Here is a 17,917-nt window from a genome sequence, read left to right on the forward strand (position 1 = left end):
ACTTCCCACTCATCTTCGCGCCTACTTGTATCCCGTACCCGCCAAATAAAAAAACTGCAAAGGCTCGGCAACATTTCTGCCAAGGCCTTGCAACAAAAATGCCAAGGCTCGGCAGCATTGCTGTTAAGCCTTGGCAGTAAATCAAGGAAAATCTGCTTTAGAACAACTTGTTGGGATATAGGCCTTCAGAAACGAGACTCTGAATGCGGTCTACAGTTGCCTGACGGTCGGCAGCATAGGTTACGCCGAACCATTTACTCGTAGTATCGAGTACCTTTACAGTAGCAGTACCCTCGTTCACGAGCTTATTGACCATCAATGGAATGAAGAATTCTGCCTTCAAGTTTTCTGTGTTCTTAGGATCGCTCAGGAACTCCTTGAAGTAAGCATCGCTATGGTCGAAGTAATCGGGAGTGAATCCCCACATATTCATAGATACAGGTGTGTTGTCTTCGATGGCAACCCACTCGCCGTTTTCATCTTTATAAGACACCTTACCGTCTACACGCATCACCTCGGTACGCTCTACGACGGTGGTCAGGTTGCCTTCCTCGCTCTTGGCACAGACTCCACGAGCCACCGTACCATTGTCGCTCAACGTGTTACCCACGCGGAAACCGACCATTGCATACTGATTCTTAGCTCCCTCAGGCAGGTCGGCCAAGAACTTACCGATAACCATGAAAGAGTCGCGATTGTAGAAATCGTCGCAGTTGATAACGCAGAAAGGCTCGTTGATGACGCCTTTGGCCATCATCACGGCATGGTTCGTACCCCAAGGCTTCTCTCTACCTTCGGGTACACTGAACCCTTCGGGCAGGCTGTCGAGTGCCTGATAGCACAGGTCGGCAGGTATATGGCCCTCGTACTTAGATAATATCTTTTCGCGGAAATCCTGTTCGAAGTCCTTGCGGATAACGAAAACGATTTTCCCGAATCCGGCTTTCATGGCATCATAGATAGAATAATCCATGATAGTCTCACCATTAGGACCTAATCCATCTAACTGTTTCAGTCCACCATAACGACTGCCCATTCCGGCAGCAAGAAGCAACAAAGTTGGTTTCATACTATTGATTTTTATGAATTTGGGTAAATATAGATTTTCTTTTATGCAAAAGTAAACAATTATTATGAGAATCCGAACATCTTCGATAAGCTTATTTTCCTAGAATGGATAACCCACTGCAAGGTGGAGGCTCTGCGCATCGCGGAAGCTGGCAACATTATAAAAACCTCGCTTATCGGTTTCATAAGGCACGTGCAGTCCCACGCCCCAGTCGATACGGATGACAAACATGCCCATATCATAGCGCAAGCCCACGCCTGTACCCACTGCCATATCGCGATAGAATCTATCTATCTTGAACTGAGATTCAGGACGCGACACATCGTTTCGCAATGTCCACACGTTGCCGGCATCCAAGAACACTGCACCGTGGAGGCTTCCGAACAGCCTTGTACGATACTCCAGATTGAACAGCAACTTCAAGTCACCCGTCTGTTCGATATAAGAATACTTGGAAGATTGCGGTTTATAGCGGCCAGGACCTATGCTCCGGACCGTGAAAGCACGCACACTGTTGGCACCGCCTACATAGAACTGCTCGTAGTAAGGAGCTTCCGTGGCATTGCCATAGCTCCATATAGCTCCGGCAGAGGCATGCCCCACGATGTAAGAAGATTCTGAAAGCTGCCACAACTTCACAAAGTCGGTCTCCAGTTTGAAGAACTGTGCAAACGGATTCTTAAACATCTTCTTGTTCCTGTCTCCCCACTTCTTGCCAGCAGCCATATACCCCAACGAAATCAGATTGCCGGCCTCGCTTACCGTAGCCGACCATGTGATGGGGTTGCGATAGGCAGACGGACTGGTATATTGGTAGGTATAGCTCATCTTAGGGACAAATTGGTCGCGCATGGATACCTGCAAATAAGCATTGGTACGCGAAAGACTGTCAAACGCCTGTGTCGTACTGGTCATGTATTCATACGAGAGTATCAGTGGACTGAAGCTGTGATGAGACTGCGCACTCGTCCAGAAATCATACGTAAGTTCACCCGAAACGACGTGACGCTTATAATATTCAGCTCTGTTCAGCACGTCCGACGAAGCCTTGAGCGTAGTAGTGGGGGTAAAGTAATAATGCCTGCGACTGCGATTGCGCCATTTTGTGTAATCCCGACGAGCGCCAAACAGATTCCTAGGCGTGAGTAATCGGGGAAGCACTAAAGCTACATCTGCACCATAATTATACGAGTTTATCTGTGCAGCAGCTCCCTCAGAGCGATGCGCCGTCTGCCATTCGTAAGAGCCATGAATATTGATGTCGAGCTTCTCTCCGCCTCGAAAAGTATTCAACTTCGTAAGACCCAGCACCAATTCCGGACCTAGTCGGCCTGTTGTCTTGCCTTTAGCATTGGCTTCTACATAGAAATCATACTTCTTTTCCATAACACAATTCACGGCCAGGTCGAGTGTATCGCTCTGTCGTTCGTCATTTCTCTTCATGAAAACCAAATCGCTGTTGGCAAACAAGCCTGTACCCTGTAGATACTTGGAAGTCTCTTCTTCGTCGGCCAGACTATACAACTGGCGTGGACGCAGGCGCAGACCACGCAGCAGAACTCCCGTTCGTATTGGCGATTTACGACCATTGAAATTGATGGTTATTGCTCTTCGGGTCGTCGAATTGTAAAGAGTGTCGAGGAAACTGCGTTTAAGATTGAATGTCACCCTGCCTATATACCACTTCGTAAGCACATCGGCATCCAGGCTATCGGCCATCTGTAGCTTGAGTGCCACCTTGCCTTTGGTGTTCAGTGTATCTGCCAAATACGAGCTATAACCGGTTTGCTGATAATAGAAACCATTATTGCGGAGCAGTCGGGAGATGCGTTGACGCTCACCATCCAGCATGGAAACACTGAAAGGGTCGCCCGACTTGATGAGCGCGTCGGTCCTTCCGGCCTGTATTAGACTGTCTGTTACTTGGGGGAAATTAGTATATTGCAACGTATCTACAGTCCATAAATGCCCCATATTGACTGTATAAGATAGCTTGGCTTTCTTAGGATTGTGTGCGGTTTTAATGTCATAAGACACCTTACCATTGAAATAACCGAACTTCTTCAGCTGAGATTCGGCCACAGAAGAGCGCAACTCCGGATTCACTTGGCTCATCAGCTTGGGCTGAGTGCCAAATGTTTTCGTCATCCATTTGCCCAAAGTAGACTCTGATTGTGAAAAAGCGTTCCATATCCAGAGGCGTATAGGGAATGGGGTACGATAGTAGCTGCTGCCAAAGAGAGCGCCATTGGGAATGGCAGCCAACGCCGATTCCATTTCCAGTTGGGTGGTTTCGGCATGTAAGTTCTTCTCGTAATTGGTGTATTGTATCTTCTCTAAGCCCGTATAAAGCTGCTCGCCATCGGGTATTGCGCTTGTAGAGGAACACGAGGTCAACTGTGTTGCTAACAGGACAATGACTCCTAGCAACACCCGTGAGACTATCTTGTTTGCATTACTTCTCATTTTTTCTTCTTCATTTTTACTGAATCGGCAGACAAAGCTGGTATGACATCCTCCCTGGGCGTATGAAATCGGAAAATATCTTTGAAGTGATCAAGCTTCCGACGCCATTTGAAACCGACGCCGTACTCCCCGATTACTCCTTCCAACCAATCATAGGTACTGTTGTTATAGAACAGACGGAGATACTTACTCGACTTCTGGTCAAGCCTATATTGCATTTCTACATTATCAAAGAAAGTATTGCTGCGATTCTGCTCCAGTTCTGAACCCGTAGAAACCTTACCGCCTACGATAATTTTCAGACGGTTGTTCCACAGTCGTTTGGCAAATCTGAAGTTATAATCCGTGTGCATTGCACCACTCGAAGTGGTGGCATTATCCACACTCATACCAATATCAAGCCCCATTGAGCGCATAGCCGTACCGGTTATCTTGTTGATTTCGGTCTGCAAGAACGAGCTTAATGCACTGTTCATCGAGAACGAACTGGTGTTACCATCGGTCAGATACATACCCGAAGCCAGCATCGTAATAGCCACTTTTCCCCTACCTTCGGTCGACATTGTATTCAGTTCGTCAGCTATCCCCATATCGTTCGGTGCATCAATGATAAACTCCACACCCGGCTTACTGAGCGTCTTACTCAGTTTTACACCACATGTAAAGTCCACAACCCTACCGTTACTACCCGATTCATTGACCGTAGCCTTCACGTTTTCAGTCGCCGTGATGTGCAGATTCGGATTCATCGGGTCGCCCGTAAAACTTAGATAGCTCCCATCTTGGATGTTAAACGTCTTCAAAGGAATAATCGGCAACGAGTATTTCATTTCACCGCTATTCAGCGTATAACGCCCTTTCAATCCCACGAAGTCCACCTCATTATACGTCATCTGGAGGTCTCCACCACCCATGAGGTCGATGTAATTGGTCTTATCTGCATTCAATGCACACACGATATGAGCACCCTCGTCAATACTAATGGCCAACGCCATGTTGAAACCTTCGGGCTTGGGACGCTCCACTACTTCTTGTATAGAGTCTTGAAGGTCGGTAAACTTCACGAGTTCATCTAACTGTGTATCGGTCGACAGTTCCGAATCACGCAGGATATAAGTCATATCCGTAGCCCCTAAAACATTCAATTTGCCTCGCATCTGCAAGTTTTCTACCCGCCCGTTCATACGTCCGAAGAAGTCTACATAAGCCTTCCCGAAAGTCTCAGAACGCAAATTTTCCTTGGCATCTATCAATAGGAAATTGTCTGCACGCATCCTTACGTCCATCAACATATTGTTAAGATCGGCAAAATCCAGATACCCCGACATGATGAGCGGACTCTCGTTATGCGAGTACATCATGAAGTTTTCAAAGAGCAACCGACTGTCTGATATGGTCACTGGGTCGTTGTCAAACCGCATTTCCACGCCATACGGCTGACTTACCAGATAAGCCGAATCGACATACAACTCGCCGTTGATATCCGGTTTGCTCAGACTTCCCTTCATATCCAGACTTCCTTCGGCATATCCCTTGAAACCAAACAGCTGTTGAGGAATGAATCCATTCATCATCAACAAGGGCAGACGGTCGAATCCAAGGGTCGCATCCAGATAGCCATCACCTTTTGACAGATATGTACCCTTGACTGTTGCCACCTCATTACCATTGTGCATGAGGATGCCATCCACATAATGGCTGCCGTTCGCTTTAGGCATATAGACGAATTCTGCACCCACATTGCCCATCGGACTCTTCTCATATACCATGTTATCTATCATCATATTCGACGATACCGACAACTCGTCTTGCGTCTGAATCAAGTGGTAATCCCCATTCAAGACGCCTGCCAAATCAGGTGTATAAGGCACTACCGACAGCACTTTCTTTAAATCAAACTGGTTCAAACTGAAAGTAATATCCTGCAACGCATCCGCATTATCATCATTAGAATAAACCTGTACGCCCATCCCATCAGCAGAACGCAACTTCAAATCGGCTCTAACCCTGCGGTTATCACCCAGAAATACAAAGTTACTGTCGTTCACCGAGAACTGCTTATATCCCAAAACCGGATGGTCGTCCATGTGCAGTTGGATACCATTCGACTCCATATCGGCCGTCAATCCGATAGCTACTCCCAGTTTATCCTTTCCATCATAGAGCCTAGCCTTGAGGTTAGCTCCCCGTTCATGCAGTCCTCCGTCGAAAATGGCATTGAACACATACTGCGGATTCTGAGCGTTGTTGCGCACCTGAGCATGATATGTAAAGGCATTATCAGTAGAATAGATATTAAACCGAATAGTGTCCAACTGCATGCTATCGACCACCAACGAGTCGATTTGCAGGCGCCCGTTAAGCCCCGTTACGGGCGAAGACAGCATATCTATATTGGCACTTGCAAAATGATAACCATAGCGATTGAGCATGTTTACAAAGAAATTGTCCTTACCACTTACCAGATACAGGTTGGCATCGGGCAACTTCTGCCACAACTTCACTTGGTCTATCTGCTTATTCCGAAGCTGAGACTGCACCTCAGCTACGAAACCGTTAGCCTGTGCCATCAATCGTTCGTAACCTCCACTTCCATTCATTCTCAGGTGGAAATCTCCACAATTAAGCACCGCGTGGGTAGTATCCCGACGTGTCAACAAGTCTATATCCAAGTCACCGGGGCGATATACATGCTTACCGTCGTCTATCACAACATCCTGCATAGTGCCTTTGACCATATAGAAGTGCTTCATATCCGTCTGCAAAGCCACGTTGGCACGCATCGAAGCAGTCAAAGGACTGTCGGCAATACGCAGATGATAGAAGTCGGCTTTGCCCAGATTGCACATCACCTTGGCATCCACATGTCTGCTATTCAACTTCGCATCCACATGTATATTGCCTTTCAACAGGTCGTTCCGGCTCACAATATCGGCACGGGCAAGCCCACGACTCACCGTTGCATCGGCTGTCATGTTATCCAGATTGTACTTGCCATATCGGAATTTCTGTATACGAGCCTTGGCTGTCAGGCGAGTACGAGGCGACAACATATCCGTCCCGACACCCGAAACATCCACAAATCCCGTAAAAGGATGTAATCCCATGTGCGGGACAAAGTTCTGTACGGGCAACCGCGAGGCCGTGAGACGGGCCGCATAAGCCATTCGCGCAGCGTCAAAACGGGCTGTTCCACTCAGCCTGCCCCCTCCTTGGCCGGCCACGAAAGTCGATGCGTAGGTCTGCCCATTCACATCCACATGGCCATCGAACGTGATTCCCTCCGGCACACGAACCGTTTTCATCAATTCCTTGTCCAACAATGAGGTCAGGAAATCCATCCGATAGCTCGCGGCTTTCAAATCCAGACTAGCTTTCAGATGCTTGGCGTCGGTAGGATTCAACACATATCCAGTGGCCCGTACATCAAAGGCAGAAGGTAACTTCACGTTCACACCCGTCAACGCAATGCGCTTCATGTTACCTCTTACCACACCGTCGACAGACAGAGGATAGTTAGGCCAAGCCCGACGGAAACCTGACGGCATTTCGCCCATGAACACCATGAGATCCTGTTTGCCAAATCTTCCATGCACCGTAGCATTGAATTTTCCGGGATTCTGGTCAGCAAACGCATTCAAATCCATATCAAAATCGCCGTTCAACGAAGATTCCGAAGTTCTAAGAATCACTGACGGTAGATACAGCCTCGTGGAATCCATCTGCACACGCCCAGCCAATCGCTGCACCTGCAAACCACTCCTCTCGTCAAACTGGCATGCTCGCAGATGCAAGGAAAGCTTCGGACTAAAATAATCCAATGAATCCAATCCTAGCGATATATTACTGATTAACAGATGATTATAATCTAATCCTTTACCAAAGATTTCGAAGTTGTTATCATATTTTAGCCGACCGTCAGACCAATCAAACTTCCTTACCTGATACCTCTCTTTGTACAAGTCAAAATAGCCATCTTCAGCCACAGCCTTACCCAAGTAGGCTTGTACTTGCAAAGTGTCGCCCGGCATGTGTACCGTCACGTCTGTACGCTCCACATTGAGTCTGTTCACCGCTATTTTCCAAAAGTTTTTCTGCTGCGAAGTATCTGGTGGCACGGTATCGCTCAACTCTATATTCACTTTCGCATCTTTCAGGTTGGCATCTTCTATCTTTACAGATTCTGCCTTCAAGTCTATGCCATGAGCTTTCAGATTGAGTTCGCCGATAATACCTTTTACCCTTGCTTCATGAATAAAATCAGTCGTATTTACTTTCAGTTGGCTGAATGCAAGCTCGTCTATCTGCACTTGCTTCTTCAACAAAGGCCACAGCTGAACATCGACTACCACCTTGCGGATATCCGCCACGGTGTCTTTCTGCTGTGGCAGAGAGTCATTCTGCCGAATCACCTTGATTCCTTCAACTCCCAGGTCGAGCGGAAATTCCAGGTTGACATGCTCCACCGAGATTTCCATGCCAGTCTGTTCAGAAGCGTAAGCAGCCACCCTAGCTACCGCCCAATTCTGAAAGGGAGGAAAATAGAGCAACAATGCGAGTATGACAAACAAGAGTATCGGCGTCAAAATAATGACAGCGACCCACTTCAGCTTCTTTTTCATAGAAATCTTATACTGTTTTCGGGCAAAAGGCTGCCCATCCTTAGACGCCTACAAAGTAACCACTTTTTTCTAAAAACGGCGAATTCTTAGTGCGATAATTTTCAAAAAGCCGCTTTTTATAACGACCTATGCAGCACCACGGCCATTTCATTCGTTATTCTCGATATTGACTTACCGATTGCAGTTCGCCATCTTCAAATTCCAAAGTAAACTCTGCAGAGAACTGATTGCGCCCCATATACTCCCAAGTTTCCCTCATCCAACGCCCGGAATTACTGACAGACGTAGCACTTGGACGCCCCATCAGCAGTTTCACGGAATCCTTCGGCATAGAGGTATGCAGCCTTACGACGCCTTTTTTCGTAGACAGTTCAAACCATTCATAGTCTTTTATCACTTTTTCTGTCTGCTGCCCATCATCCTGTTTGACATATTCTAAAAGAGGACTGAACACGAAGAAACCGGCAGTCAGCACGACGCAAGTCACTACCACTCCAAGAACAAAACCACAACCCACCTTCAGGCCGGTGTCCAGACAGCCCGACCTACTACGTCGATTCCACCAAGATTCATTCTCTTCTCCGTGAGAATAGTTCTCATACTGAGTGTTTTCGTTTTCCATGATAATAAAAGGTTATAGAAATATATTGCCGTAAAGTTAAATATTATTCTCTAGGATTACAAGTTTTTTCCTTGGAAAAACGCAGACAAGGACAGGAATAAGGGGCATAAGACGCCCCTTTCTATCCTATTCACACTATCAGCATATATGCGACACTACCCACGAATACAAGCGCAGCCACCACCAACAGCAGTATCAGACACCCTTCCATGCCACTCGTCCTACGGTTTGCCGTCTCTCCCAGATAATCACGATAAGGTCTGTGTACACCCAACAGTCGGTCCAGTCGATATTGCCAAAGAGCCTCACTATACCATTTCGACGGAATATCGGGCAGGAAGAAGAGAAGCAGCCTGTCCTTCAGACGGTTGACAACCATGCTGCACCAATATATAATAGTGCAGATAACAACAGACAAGATGGCTACTATCGAATCCCGAATGTTTCTCATCATAAATACAAATTCACCAACTCAGAAACTCAAAAACTAAAACGTTGTAAGCTCTAACTCATCAACTCAGAAACTCAAAAACTCACCCTCCATTCAGTGCAGAGCCTCGGCAGCGATACTGCAAAGGCCAAACAGCAGTGCTGCAAAGCCTGTTCAGCAATGCTGCCGAGGCCTTGCAGTTTTTTCAGGTTGATGAGTTTTTAGGTTTTTGTGATACACCTTGGGGTGCAATGGCACTCCACAAGCGGTCTTCGGGCAATGGAGCGACGATACGCAACGGTTCTTTTGACACAGGATGCACAAACTCCACCTGATGCGACAGCAGCGAGATACTGCCATCAGGGTTGCTGCGCTGTGCCCCATATTTCAAGTCGCCCTTGATGGGACAGCCCATTGCTGCAAGCTGGCAACGTATCTGATGATGGCGACCCGTGAGCAGTTCCACTTCTATCAGCGTATAGTTGTCCGACCGGCCTATTACCTTATAGTTCAATACAGCTTTCTTCGAGCGTGGCACTTCATGGTCGTAGGCGTAGCTCTTGTTCTGCTTTTCGTTGCGCACAAGCCAGTGGGTCAGTGTACCTTCAGGCTGTGCCGGCGCATTACGCGTAATGGCCCAGTAAGTCTTATGCACGTCGCCGGTACGGAACAGCTCGCTCATTCGCGAGAGACCCTTTGACGTCTTGGCAAAGACCACGAGTCCCCAGACGGGACGGTCGAGCCTGTGTATCACACCGACGAACACGTTTCCCGGCTTTCGATACTTCTCCTTGATATACGCTTTCACCGTCTCGCTGAGCGGTGTATCGCCCGTCTTGTCGCCCTGCACTATCTCCCCGCTGCGCTTAGAGACGATTATCAGATGATTGTCTTCGTAAACTACTTGCATCGCTTTATTTGTTTATACGAATACAAAGATACAAAAAAGGATGAGAATGCGAACAATTCCGCATTCCCATCCCATTATCCCAGTTGCATTTCGCGAAGCAACTGCTTCTGGCGCTCGGTCAATCCAGTGGGCAATGTGACGTGATAAGTGACTATCAAATCGCCGAATGTGCCATCGGCACGACGCCCGCCTTTACCTCGTAAGCGCACCTTCGTACCATTCTGTGTCTCTGGTTTTATTTTCAACTTGATTTTCGTACCATCGCTCAACTGTACGATAACCTCACCGCCCAACAAAGCGGTGTAAAGGTCTATATTCACTTCGGCGTTCACACTGCCCGACCCTTGGCGTGCCGAGCGGCCACCGTTGGCCGTACGTCCGCTGCCAAAGAGGTCTTTGAAGAAACTTGAGAAACCTCCACCACCGAAATTGTTGAAGTCGAACCCCTCAAAGGGATTACCCCCATCGGCCGAAGACCACTGATAGTTTCCACGGTTGCCACCACCACCGAACATATCGGCTTCGCGCCATTTTTCGCCATATTGGTCGTATTTGCGACGTTTTTCGGGGTCGCTCAACACGTCGTAGGCCTCGTTTAATGCTTGAAACTTGGCCTTAGCTTTCGGGTCATTAGGGTGCAAATCGGGATGGAACAGCTTTGCACGCTTCCTGTAGGCTGCTCTGACATCCTTCTGTGGGATACTTTTGTCGACACCCAGAATCTTGTAATAATCTATAAATGCCATGATTTCTATGCTCTTTTATTCTTTATGAAGAAGTGAGCAAAAACCATGCCGTATTCATAAAAAAACATTATCTTTGCACACATAAATGAAAAAGCAAAATGAAAAGAATCTTCTTTGCATGTCTCATGGCGCTCTGCCTTTCTACAAACGCTATGGGAAAAAATAAAACTGTCAACATAAGAGTGATTGAAACAAGCGACGTACACGGTAGTTTCTTCCCTTACGACTTCATCAATCGCAAACCGAAAGCAGGTTCGATGGCCAGAGTGAGCAGCTATGTAAACACGCTGCGCAAGGACTATGGCAGCAATGTGCTGCTGCTGGAGAACGGCGATATACTGCAAGGACAGCCCACATGCTATTACTATAACTATATAGCCACGGAAGAACGAAACGTAGCCGCCGACATTGTCAACTACATGAAGTATGATGCCGGGACGGTAGGAAACCATGACATCGAGACCGGGCATGCTGTCTACGACAAATGGATACGAGAGATTGACTGTCCCATGCTGGGTTGCAACATCATAGACACGAAGACCCAGAAACCTTATATCAAGCCCTATACCATACTTAATAGAGACGGTGTCAAGATTGCCATCATCGGTATGCTGACTCCGGCCATCCCCAGTTGGCTCTCCAAAGGCCTTTGGGAGGGACTGTACTTTGAAGACATGGTGGTCTCGGCCAGGAAATGGGTGAAGACAGTACAGGATACCGAGCATCCCGATATCATCATCGGTCTTTTCCATAGTGGAAAAGACAATGGTATCAAGACAGATGAATACGAGGAGAATGCGTCTCATCGGGTGGCCAGAGAAGTACCAGGTTTCGACCTTGTGCTGTTTGGTCACGACCACACGCGTTCCAACGAAACGGTGCAGAATGTTGCAGGCAAACCTGTGGTATGTCTCGATCCAGCCAACAACGCCATGACTGTGGCCGATGCAGAGATTACGGTTACGCTCAACAGAAAAGGCAAGGTGATTGACAAAAAGGTCGTAGGAAAACTGGTAGATGTTACCGACCAGCCCATTGACGAGGCTTACATGGCACATTTCAAGAGTCAGATAGAAAAGGTAAACAGCTTTGTGAACCGCGAAATTGGCAGTTTTAAGAACACCATTTATACGCGTGACAGCTTCTTCGGAAGTTCTGCCTTCACCGATTTGATACTCAACTTGCAGTTACAGATTACCGATGCCGATATTGCATTCAATGCTCCCCTAGCTTTCGATGCAAGCATCAAAGCCGGCACATTGCATGTATCCGACATGTTCAACCTGTATAAATTTGAGAATCAACTCTACGTGATGCGACTCACAGGCGAGGAAATTCGCAAGCACCTGGAAATGAGCTACGACCAGTGGGTGAACACGATGAAAAGTCCGGACGACCACCTGCTGTTGCTGGCCGATACCAAAGGCGACCAACAGCGACTTGGCTTCAAGAACTTCACATTCAACTTTGACAGTGCAGCCGGCATCATCTATGAGGTGGATGTGACTAAACCCGACGGGCAAAAGGTGCATATTATCAGTATGGCCGACGGCCGTCCGTTCAAGGAAAACGAATGGTATAAGGTGGCTATCAACAGTTATCGGGGAAACGGCGGTGGCGAGTTGCTCACACGAGGTGCAGGAATTCCGCGCGACAGCTTGGAGAGTCGCATCATCTGGAGAAGCGAGAAAGACCAGCGATACTACCTGATGAAGGAGATAGAAAAGGCAAAAGTAATGGACCCAAAGCCCAATAACAACTGGAAATTTATACCTGAGACATGGACACGTGAGGCTGCCAAACGCGACAATATGTTGCTCTTTAGTCGCGCGCAAGATCCGAAAGACATGAAATAATGAAGACTTATTGGTTTGTATTTTGCAAGTCAGACATTCTACTGGAGTGTCGGGAAGACGGCAGTTGTTCTATTCCATGTGGGGAAGAACCACCTGTTGCCCTCAAACCTTGGACACACGTCATGAATATTCCGCCCTCGGAAGACGGTATACCAGCAAAGGCTTTCAGCATTGATACACCCGTAACAGACCGTTCGGGACTCACTATGTGCGGACTGCGTGCATCCTATTACAAATTGAGTACAGAACTTTACCTGAAGGCAGGCAAATGTCATGAACTGCTATATTGGGACAAGAATACGAAATTCTGTGGTGTCTGCGGTGCTCCAATGCACATGCACACCGACATCAGCAAGCGCTGTACATCGTGTGGGAAAGAAGTTTGGCCGCAATTAGCAACCGCCGTCATAGTATTGATACATCGCGATAACGAGGTGTTACTGGTTCATGCAAAAAACTTCAAGAGCGATTTCTACGGTCTTGTGGCTGGTTTTGTGGAAACAGGCGAGACCTTGGAAGAGGCTGTACATCGCGAAGTGATGGAAGAGACAGGCATTGCGATTACCAATCTACGCTATTTCGGCTCACAACCGTGGCCCTATCCCAGTGGTCTCATGGTAGGATTCAATGCCGACTATGTGTCCGGCGAAATCAAATTACAGGCAGACGAATTGAGCAAAGGGGCTTGGTTTACCAAAGAGACACTGCCTACCATCCCCGAAAAATTAAGTATCGCCCGTATGATATTGGACGACTGGCTGGCAAACGATTATTAATTCCTTAAACATAAATAACCAATATGAGTTTTCTTGAAAAAGCACTTGGATTCAATCCACAGACAATGAAGGTGAAGACAGAGCTTATTGCCGGTGCTACAACCTTCCTAACGATGAGTTACATTCTTGCCGTCAACCCAGCAATCCTGTCTACGACAGGCATGGACAAAGGCGCATTGTTCACAGGAACAGCCATAGCGGCAGCCATAGCAACACTCTTGCTGGCCTTCATGGCGAAACTTCCGTTTGCCCAGGCACCCAGTATGGGACTCAACGCTTTCTTCGCTTACACCCTGTGTCAGGCAATGGGATACACCTGGCAACAGAGTCTAGCCATTATGCTGATAGAAGGTATCATCTTCATTCTGATTACATTCCTGAACGTCAGAGAAATGATTCTCGACTCGATTCCGCTTAATCTACGCTATGCCATCAGTGCCGGAATCGGTATGTTCATTGCCTTTATCGGACTAAAGAATGCCGGTATCATTGTAGCCAAGGAAGGCACATTCGTCGGACTGGGCGCTTTCACCCCTGAATGTATACTGGGTCTCATTGCTATCTTGGGCAGTGGAATCCTCATGGCAAGGAATGTGAAGGGAGCATTGTTCTATGGTATTCTGGCAGCAACCATCATTGGAATTCCTATGGGAGTTACACAAATGGAATCAGGATGGACTCCTGTTTCTACTCCTAAGGACATTTCGCCCATTTTCTGGAAGTTTGATTTCGACGGATTGCTCAACTTCAACACGCTTATCGTAGTATTCACCCTGCTTATTGTCAACGTTTTCGATACTATAGGAACACTTGTCGGCCTATCCGAAAAGACCGGTATCGTAGAAAAAGACGGTACGATTCCACGCGTGAAAGAGGCTATGATGAGCGATGCTATCGGTACTACTTGCGGTGCGATGCTAGGTAGTTCAACCCTCACCACCTACATTGAAAGTGCCTCTGGAATCGCAGAAGGCGGTAAAAGCGGTCTTACAGCCTTCATCGTAGGATGCCTGTTCCTGCTCAGCCTGTTCTTAAGTCCGCTGTTCCTGGTTATTCCCAGCGCAGCCACCAGCGGTGCATTGGTGCTCGTAGGCGTATTGATGATTGACTGTGTCAAGAAGACTAACCTCAGCGACGTGAGCGAAGCATTCCCCGCTTTCATCACCATGATTACAATGGTGCTTTGCTATTCCATCGCCGACGGCATCTGCCTAGGCATCTTGGCTTATGTCATTATCAAGCTATGTACCGGACAGTTCAAGGCTCTCAATCCGATGTTGATTATCTTGGCTATCATCTTCATCATGAAGTTCGTATTCGAATAAATTTTCATACAAGCATACAACAATAAAGCCCGACATTTGTCGGGCTTTATTGTTGGTATATGTCAGGCATCGTTTTCGTCTTTCAAGATTGGCAACGATATATGGTATCGGATGGCCAAGAAGCGGATAAGGCAGATGACTAGGAACGTTACGATAGACACAATCCCCACGTTCACCTCCAAAGAAACGAGTCCCCAATACACCAGACCACCTGCGATACTGGCCATGGCGTAAATATCTTTCTGGAAAATGAGTGGTTCTTTATTGAGAAATACGTCGCGCACCACTCCACCGGCAGCTCCGGTAATACACCCCATAATGATTGCTACCCAAAAAGGATAACCGAATTGCAATGTCTTCTGCATACCGGCGATGGTGAACAGCGCCAATCCCAGCGTATCAAAGATAAGCCAGGCATTATCCAACTTATTCAGCGACCGCGCAAAAACAATCACAAACAACTGCGCTATAACCGTACAAATAATATAGATAGACGAAGTCATCCAGAAGGGGGTAGTCCCCAACATGACGTCTCTCAGTGTTCCGCCACCAATAGCAACAGCAAAGCCACACACAAAGCCGCCAAACCAATCAAAATGCTTAGCCGCCGCATGTCGAATACCAGATATGGCGAATGCGAAAGTACCAATAAATTCCAGGACTTGTTGAACCGTACGAACAACCTCAGGGTCTTGATAGAACATAGCGTTAAGCATTTACTACATGGATGGGATGGCCATCTATGAAGGCCTTCACGTTCTCTACACAAATATCAACCAGCCGCTTGCGAGCTTCGATAGTAGCCCAAGCCACATGTGGAGTGATAAAGGCATTGGGCTGACGGAGCAGCGGATTGTCCTTACGAGGCGGTTCCTGGCACATCACATCAGCACCATATCCCCCCAACTGTCCACTTGCCAGTGCGTCGGCCACATCCTGCTCGTTGACCAACGGACCACGCCCTGTATTGATAACGATAGCCCCACACTTCATCCTATTGATGCTGTCACGATTGATAATCTCCCTTGTTTCCGGCGTCAGCGGACAATGCAGACTCAGAATATCGCTCACAGCAAAGAGTCCTTCGAGCGTGGTTTTCTGGATTCCAGCTGGTAAATCGGCCGAATTCTTACTCGTGTAAGCAAATACATCCATACCGAAAGTCTTGGCAATGGCAGCCACTTTCATACCGATATTGCCCAAGCCGATGATACCAAGTGTCTTTCCGGCAATCTCATGCAACTGACTGTCCCAATAACAGAAGTCGGGATTGCTGCTCCACCTGCCCTGCCTGTTCTGTCCGGCATAATAGTCTACCCGATTCGTTATATTCAGAATCTGGGCAAATGTCATCTGCGCCACGCTGTCGGTGCTATATGCCGGAATGTTGGTCACTACGATACCGTGTTTGCGGGCTGCCTCCAAATCAATGGTATTATACCCGGTAGCCATCACGCCGATATATTTCAGACGAGGCAACTGGCTCATTTCTTTCTCGCGAATAGCCACCTTATTGGTCAATACTATATCCGCATCTTTGGCTCTCTCTACCACCTCATCAGGCGTAGAACGCTCATACTCCACAAACTCCCCCAATGCTTTCAGTCCATCCCAAGACAAGTCTCCGGGATTGATGGAGTGTGCATCCAACTCAACGATTTTCATTTTATCAATATCTTTATACCATTATATATATTATTCCTTATATCTCTCGCCCCAAAAGCGAGCCATACGTTCCTGCAACTTCGCCTCCACAGCATTGGGCTGAGCATGCCACAGCCGCTCTTCTGCAAGTTCATCGGGCATATACTGCTGCTTTACGAAATGTTCAGGATAATCATGACTGTACTTATATCCATCATGATAGCCCAACTGCTTCATGAGTTTAGTCGGGGCGTTACGCAGGTGTAGCGGCACAGGAAGATTACCCGTCTGGCGTACTTTTTCCAATGCCGCATCAATACCCAGATAACTGGAATTGCTCTTGGCACTCGTTGCGAGATACACCACGGCCTCTGCCAAGGGAATACGTCCTTCGGGCCACCCTATCTTCATCACAGCATCGAAAGCCGCATTGGCCAGCAACAGCGCATTGGGATTGGCCAATCCGATGTCCTCAGAGGCACTAATCACCAATCTCCGTGCAATAAACTGCGGATCTTCGCCACCCTCTATCATGCGGGCCATCCAATACAAGGCTGCATCGGGATCGCTTCCGCGGATGCTCTTGATAAAAGCAGAGATGATATCATAGTGCATCTCACCATCCTTATCATAGGCCAAAGGATTCTGCTGAAGCCTGTCGACCACCAAATCGTCGGTCACTACGACATCGTTTTTCCCTTCCGATTCGACCACCAATTCCAGGATATTCAGCAATTTTCGCGCGTCGCCACCGCTATATCTCAGCATCGCACTGGTCTCTTTCAGTTCGATGTGGCGCTCTTTCAGATATATGTCTGTCGTAATAGCCTTATGGAGCAATTCCAACAAGTCGTCTTGCTCCAACGACTTCAGGACATATAGCTGACAGCGCGACAACAACGGTCTGATGACCTCGAACGAGGGATTCTCCGTCGTAGCTCCAATCAGCGTCACCACTCCCTGCTCCACCGCACCCAACAAGGAATCTTGCTGGGATTTGCTAAAGCGATGAATCTCATCTATGAACAAGATGGGCGAGGCTGTACTGAAGAATCGGCTTTCCTTGGCTCGCGCTATGACATCGCGAACATCCTTCACTCCACTTGTCACAGCGCTTAAAGTATAGAACGGAGTGTCTAACTTATTGGCAATGATGCGTGCAAGCGTAGTCTTTCCAACACCCGGCGGCCCCCACAACAAGAACGATGAAATCCTACCGGTGTCTATCATTTGGCGCAACACAGCCCCCTCACCTACAAGATGTTTCTGGCCGACATAATCGTCCAAAGTTTTGGGGCGCATCCGCTCTGCTAACGGTTCACTCATATATGTATGCAAAAATAGAGAATAAGGAGGAGAAATACAAAAATTCCCTTTGAAAAGTTTGTGAATATGATACAGACTATGTACTTTTGCAGCGCTATCCATCACAGGATTTAACGCACGATAAA

Annotated in this window: 13 protein-coding genes; 3 read left to right on the top strand and 10 right to left on the bottom strand. The window is 47.6% G+C overall.

All coding sequences use genetic code 11. The annotated features are described in order from the left end of the window. Positions 1 to 157: 157 nt before the first annotated feature. The 7 genes from ACZ42L_RS05020 to ACZ42L_RS05050 all read right to left on the bottom strand — a co-directional run bounded on the left by ACZ42L_RS05020 (position 158) and on the right by ACZ42L_RS05050 (position 10,865). Positions 158 to 1,069, bottom strand: a complete 912-nt coding sequence (locus ACZ42L_RS05020; protein ID WP_464701176.1) for a glycosyltransferase family protein — start codon at positions 1,067 to 1,069, stop codon at positions 158 to 160. A 99-nt stretch (positions 1,070 to 1,168) separates the two neighbouring features. Further along, positions 1,169 to 3,535: a translocation and assembly module lipoprotein TamL gene (gene tamL / locus ACZ42L_RS05025; RefSeq protein ID WP_464716805.1), complete on the bottom strand. Its 2,367-nt coding sequence runs from the start codon at positions 3,533 to 3,535 to the stop codon at positions 1,169 to 1,171. Beyond that, positions 3,532 to 8,157, bottom strand: coding sequence for a translocation/assembly module TamB domain-containing protein (locus ACZ42L_RS05030; protein WP_464716806.1), 4,626 nt, complete (start codon positions 8,155 to 8,157; stop codon positions 3,532 to 3,534). The genes tamL and ACZ42L_RS05030 overlap by 4 nt, the downstream gene beginning before the upstream one ends. Before the next feature lie 154 nt (positions 8,158 to 8,311). Further along, entirely contained in the window at positions 8,312 to 8,779 is a 468-nt protein-coding gene (locus tag ACZ42L_RS05035; RefSeq protein ID WP_464716807.1) for a hypothetical protein, read from the bottom strand. A 130-nt stretch (positions 8,780 to 8,909) separates the two neighbouring features. Next, positions 8,910 to 9,233 carry a hypothetical protein gene (locus tag ACZ42L_RS05040; protein ID WP_464706896.1) on the bottom strand — a complete coding sequence of 108 codons (324 nt, stop codon included), beginning with the start codon at positions 9,231 to 9,233 and terminating at the stop codon, positions 8,910 to 8,912. Positions 9,234 to 9,414: 181 nt separating this feature from the next. Further along, on the bottom strand, positions 9,415 to 10,119 hold the full coding sequence (locus tag ACZ42L_RS05045; RefSeq protein ID WP_464701184.1) for an RluA family pseudouridine synthase: 705 nt from the start codon (positions 10,117 to 10,119) through the stop codon (positions 9,415 to 9,417). A 74-nt stretch (positions 10,120 to 10,193) separates the two neighbouring features. Then, complete coding sequence (locus tag ACZ42L_RS05050; RefSeq protein WP_464716808.1) at positions 10,194 to 10,865, bottom strand: DnaJ domain-containing protein; 672 nt, start codon at positions 10,863 to 10,865, stop codon at positions 10,194 to 10,196. A gap of 98 nt (positions 10,866 to 10,963) precedes the next feature. Between ACZ42L_RS05050 and ACZ42L_RS05055 the strand changes: the two genes are divergently transcribed. From ACZ42L_RS05055 to ACZ42L_RS05065, 3 genes are read left to right on the top strand one after another with little or no spacing between them, the layout of a single operon-like run. Next, entirely contained in the window at positions 10,964 to 12,721 is a 1,758-nt protein-coding gene (locus ACZ42L_RS05055) for a bifunctional metallophosphatase/5'-nucleotidase (protein WP_464716809.1), read from the top strand. Continuing rightward, positions 12,721 to 13,497 (top strand): NAD(+) diphosphatase, encoded by a 777-nt coding sequence (gene nudC, locus ACZ42L_RS05060; protein ID WP_464716810.1) that lies wholly within the window; start codon positions 12,721 to 12,723, stop codon positions 13,495 to 13,497. Before ACZ42L_RS05055 ends, nudC begins: the two co-directional genes overlap by 1 nt. A 23-nt stretch (positions 13,498 to 13,520) precedes the next feature. Continuing rightward, positions 13,521 to 14,822: an NCS2 family permease gene (locus ACZ42L_RS05065; RefSeq protein ID WP_464701190.1), complete on the top strand. Its 1,302-nt coding sequence runs from the start codon at positions 13,521 to 13,523 to the stop codon at positions 14,820 to 14,822. A gap of 62 nt (positions 14,823 to 14,884) precedes the next feature. On the opposite strand, the gene ACZ42L_RS05070 is transcribed toward ACZ42L_RS05065, so the two are convergent. From ACZ42L_RS05070 to ACZ42L_RS05080, 3 genes are read right to left on the bottom strand one after another with little or no spacing between them, the layout of a single operon-like run. Further along, positions 14,885 to 15,526, bottom strand: a complete 642-nt coding sequence (locus ACZ42L_RS05070; RefSeq protein WP_464701191.1) for a trimeric intracellular cation channel family protein — start codon at positions 15,524 to 15,526, stop codon at positions 14,885 to 14,887. Positions 15,527 to 15,530: 4 nt separating this feature from the next. Beyond that, the gene (locus tag ACZ42L_RS05075; protein WP_464716811.1) at positions 15,531 to 16,487 is read right to left on the bottom strand and encodes a D-2-hydroxyacid dehydrogenase; all 957 of its coding nucleotides are present in this window, start codon (positions 16,485 to 16,487) and stop codon (positions 15,531 to 15,533) included. A gap of 30 nt (positions 16,488 to 16,517) precedes the next feature. Continuing rightward, entirely contained in the window at positions 16,518 to 17,792 is a 1,275-nt protein-coding gene (locus tag ACZ42L_RS05080; RefSeq protein ID WP_464716812.1) for a replication-associated recombination protein A, read from the bottom strand. Positions 17,793 to 17,917 lie beyond the last annotated feature (125 nt).

Source organism: Prevotella mikamonis (genome assembly GCF_055381405.1).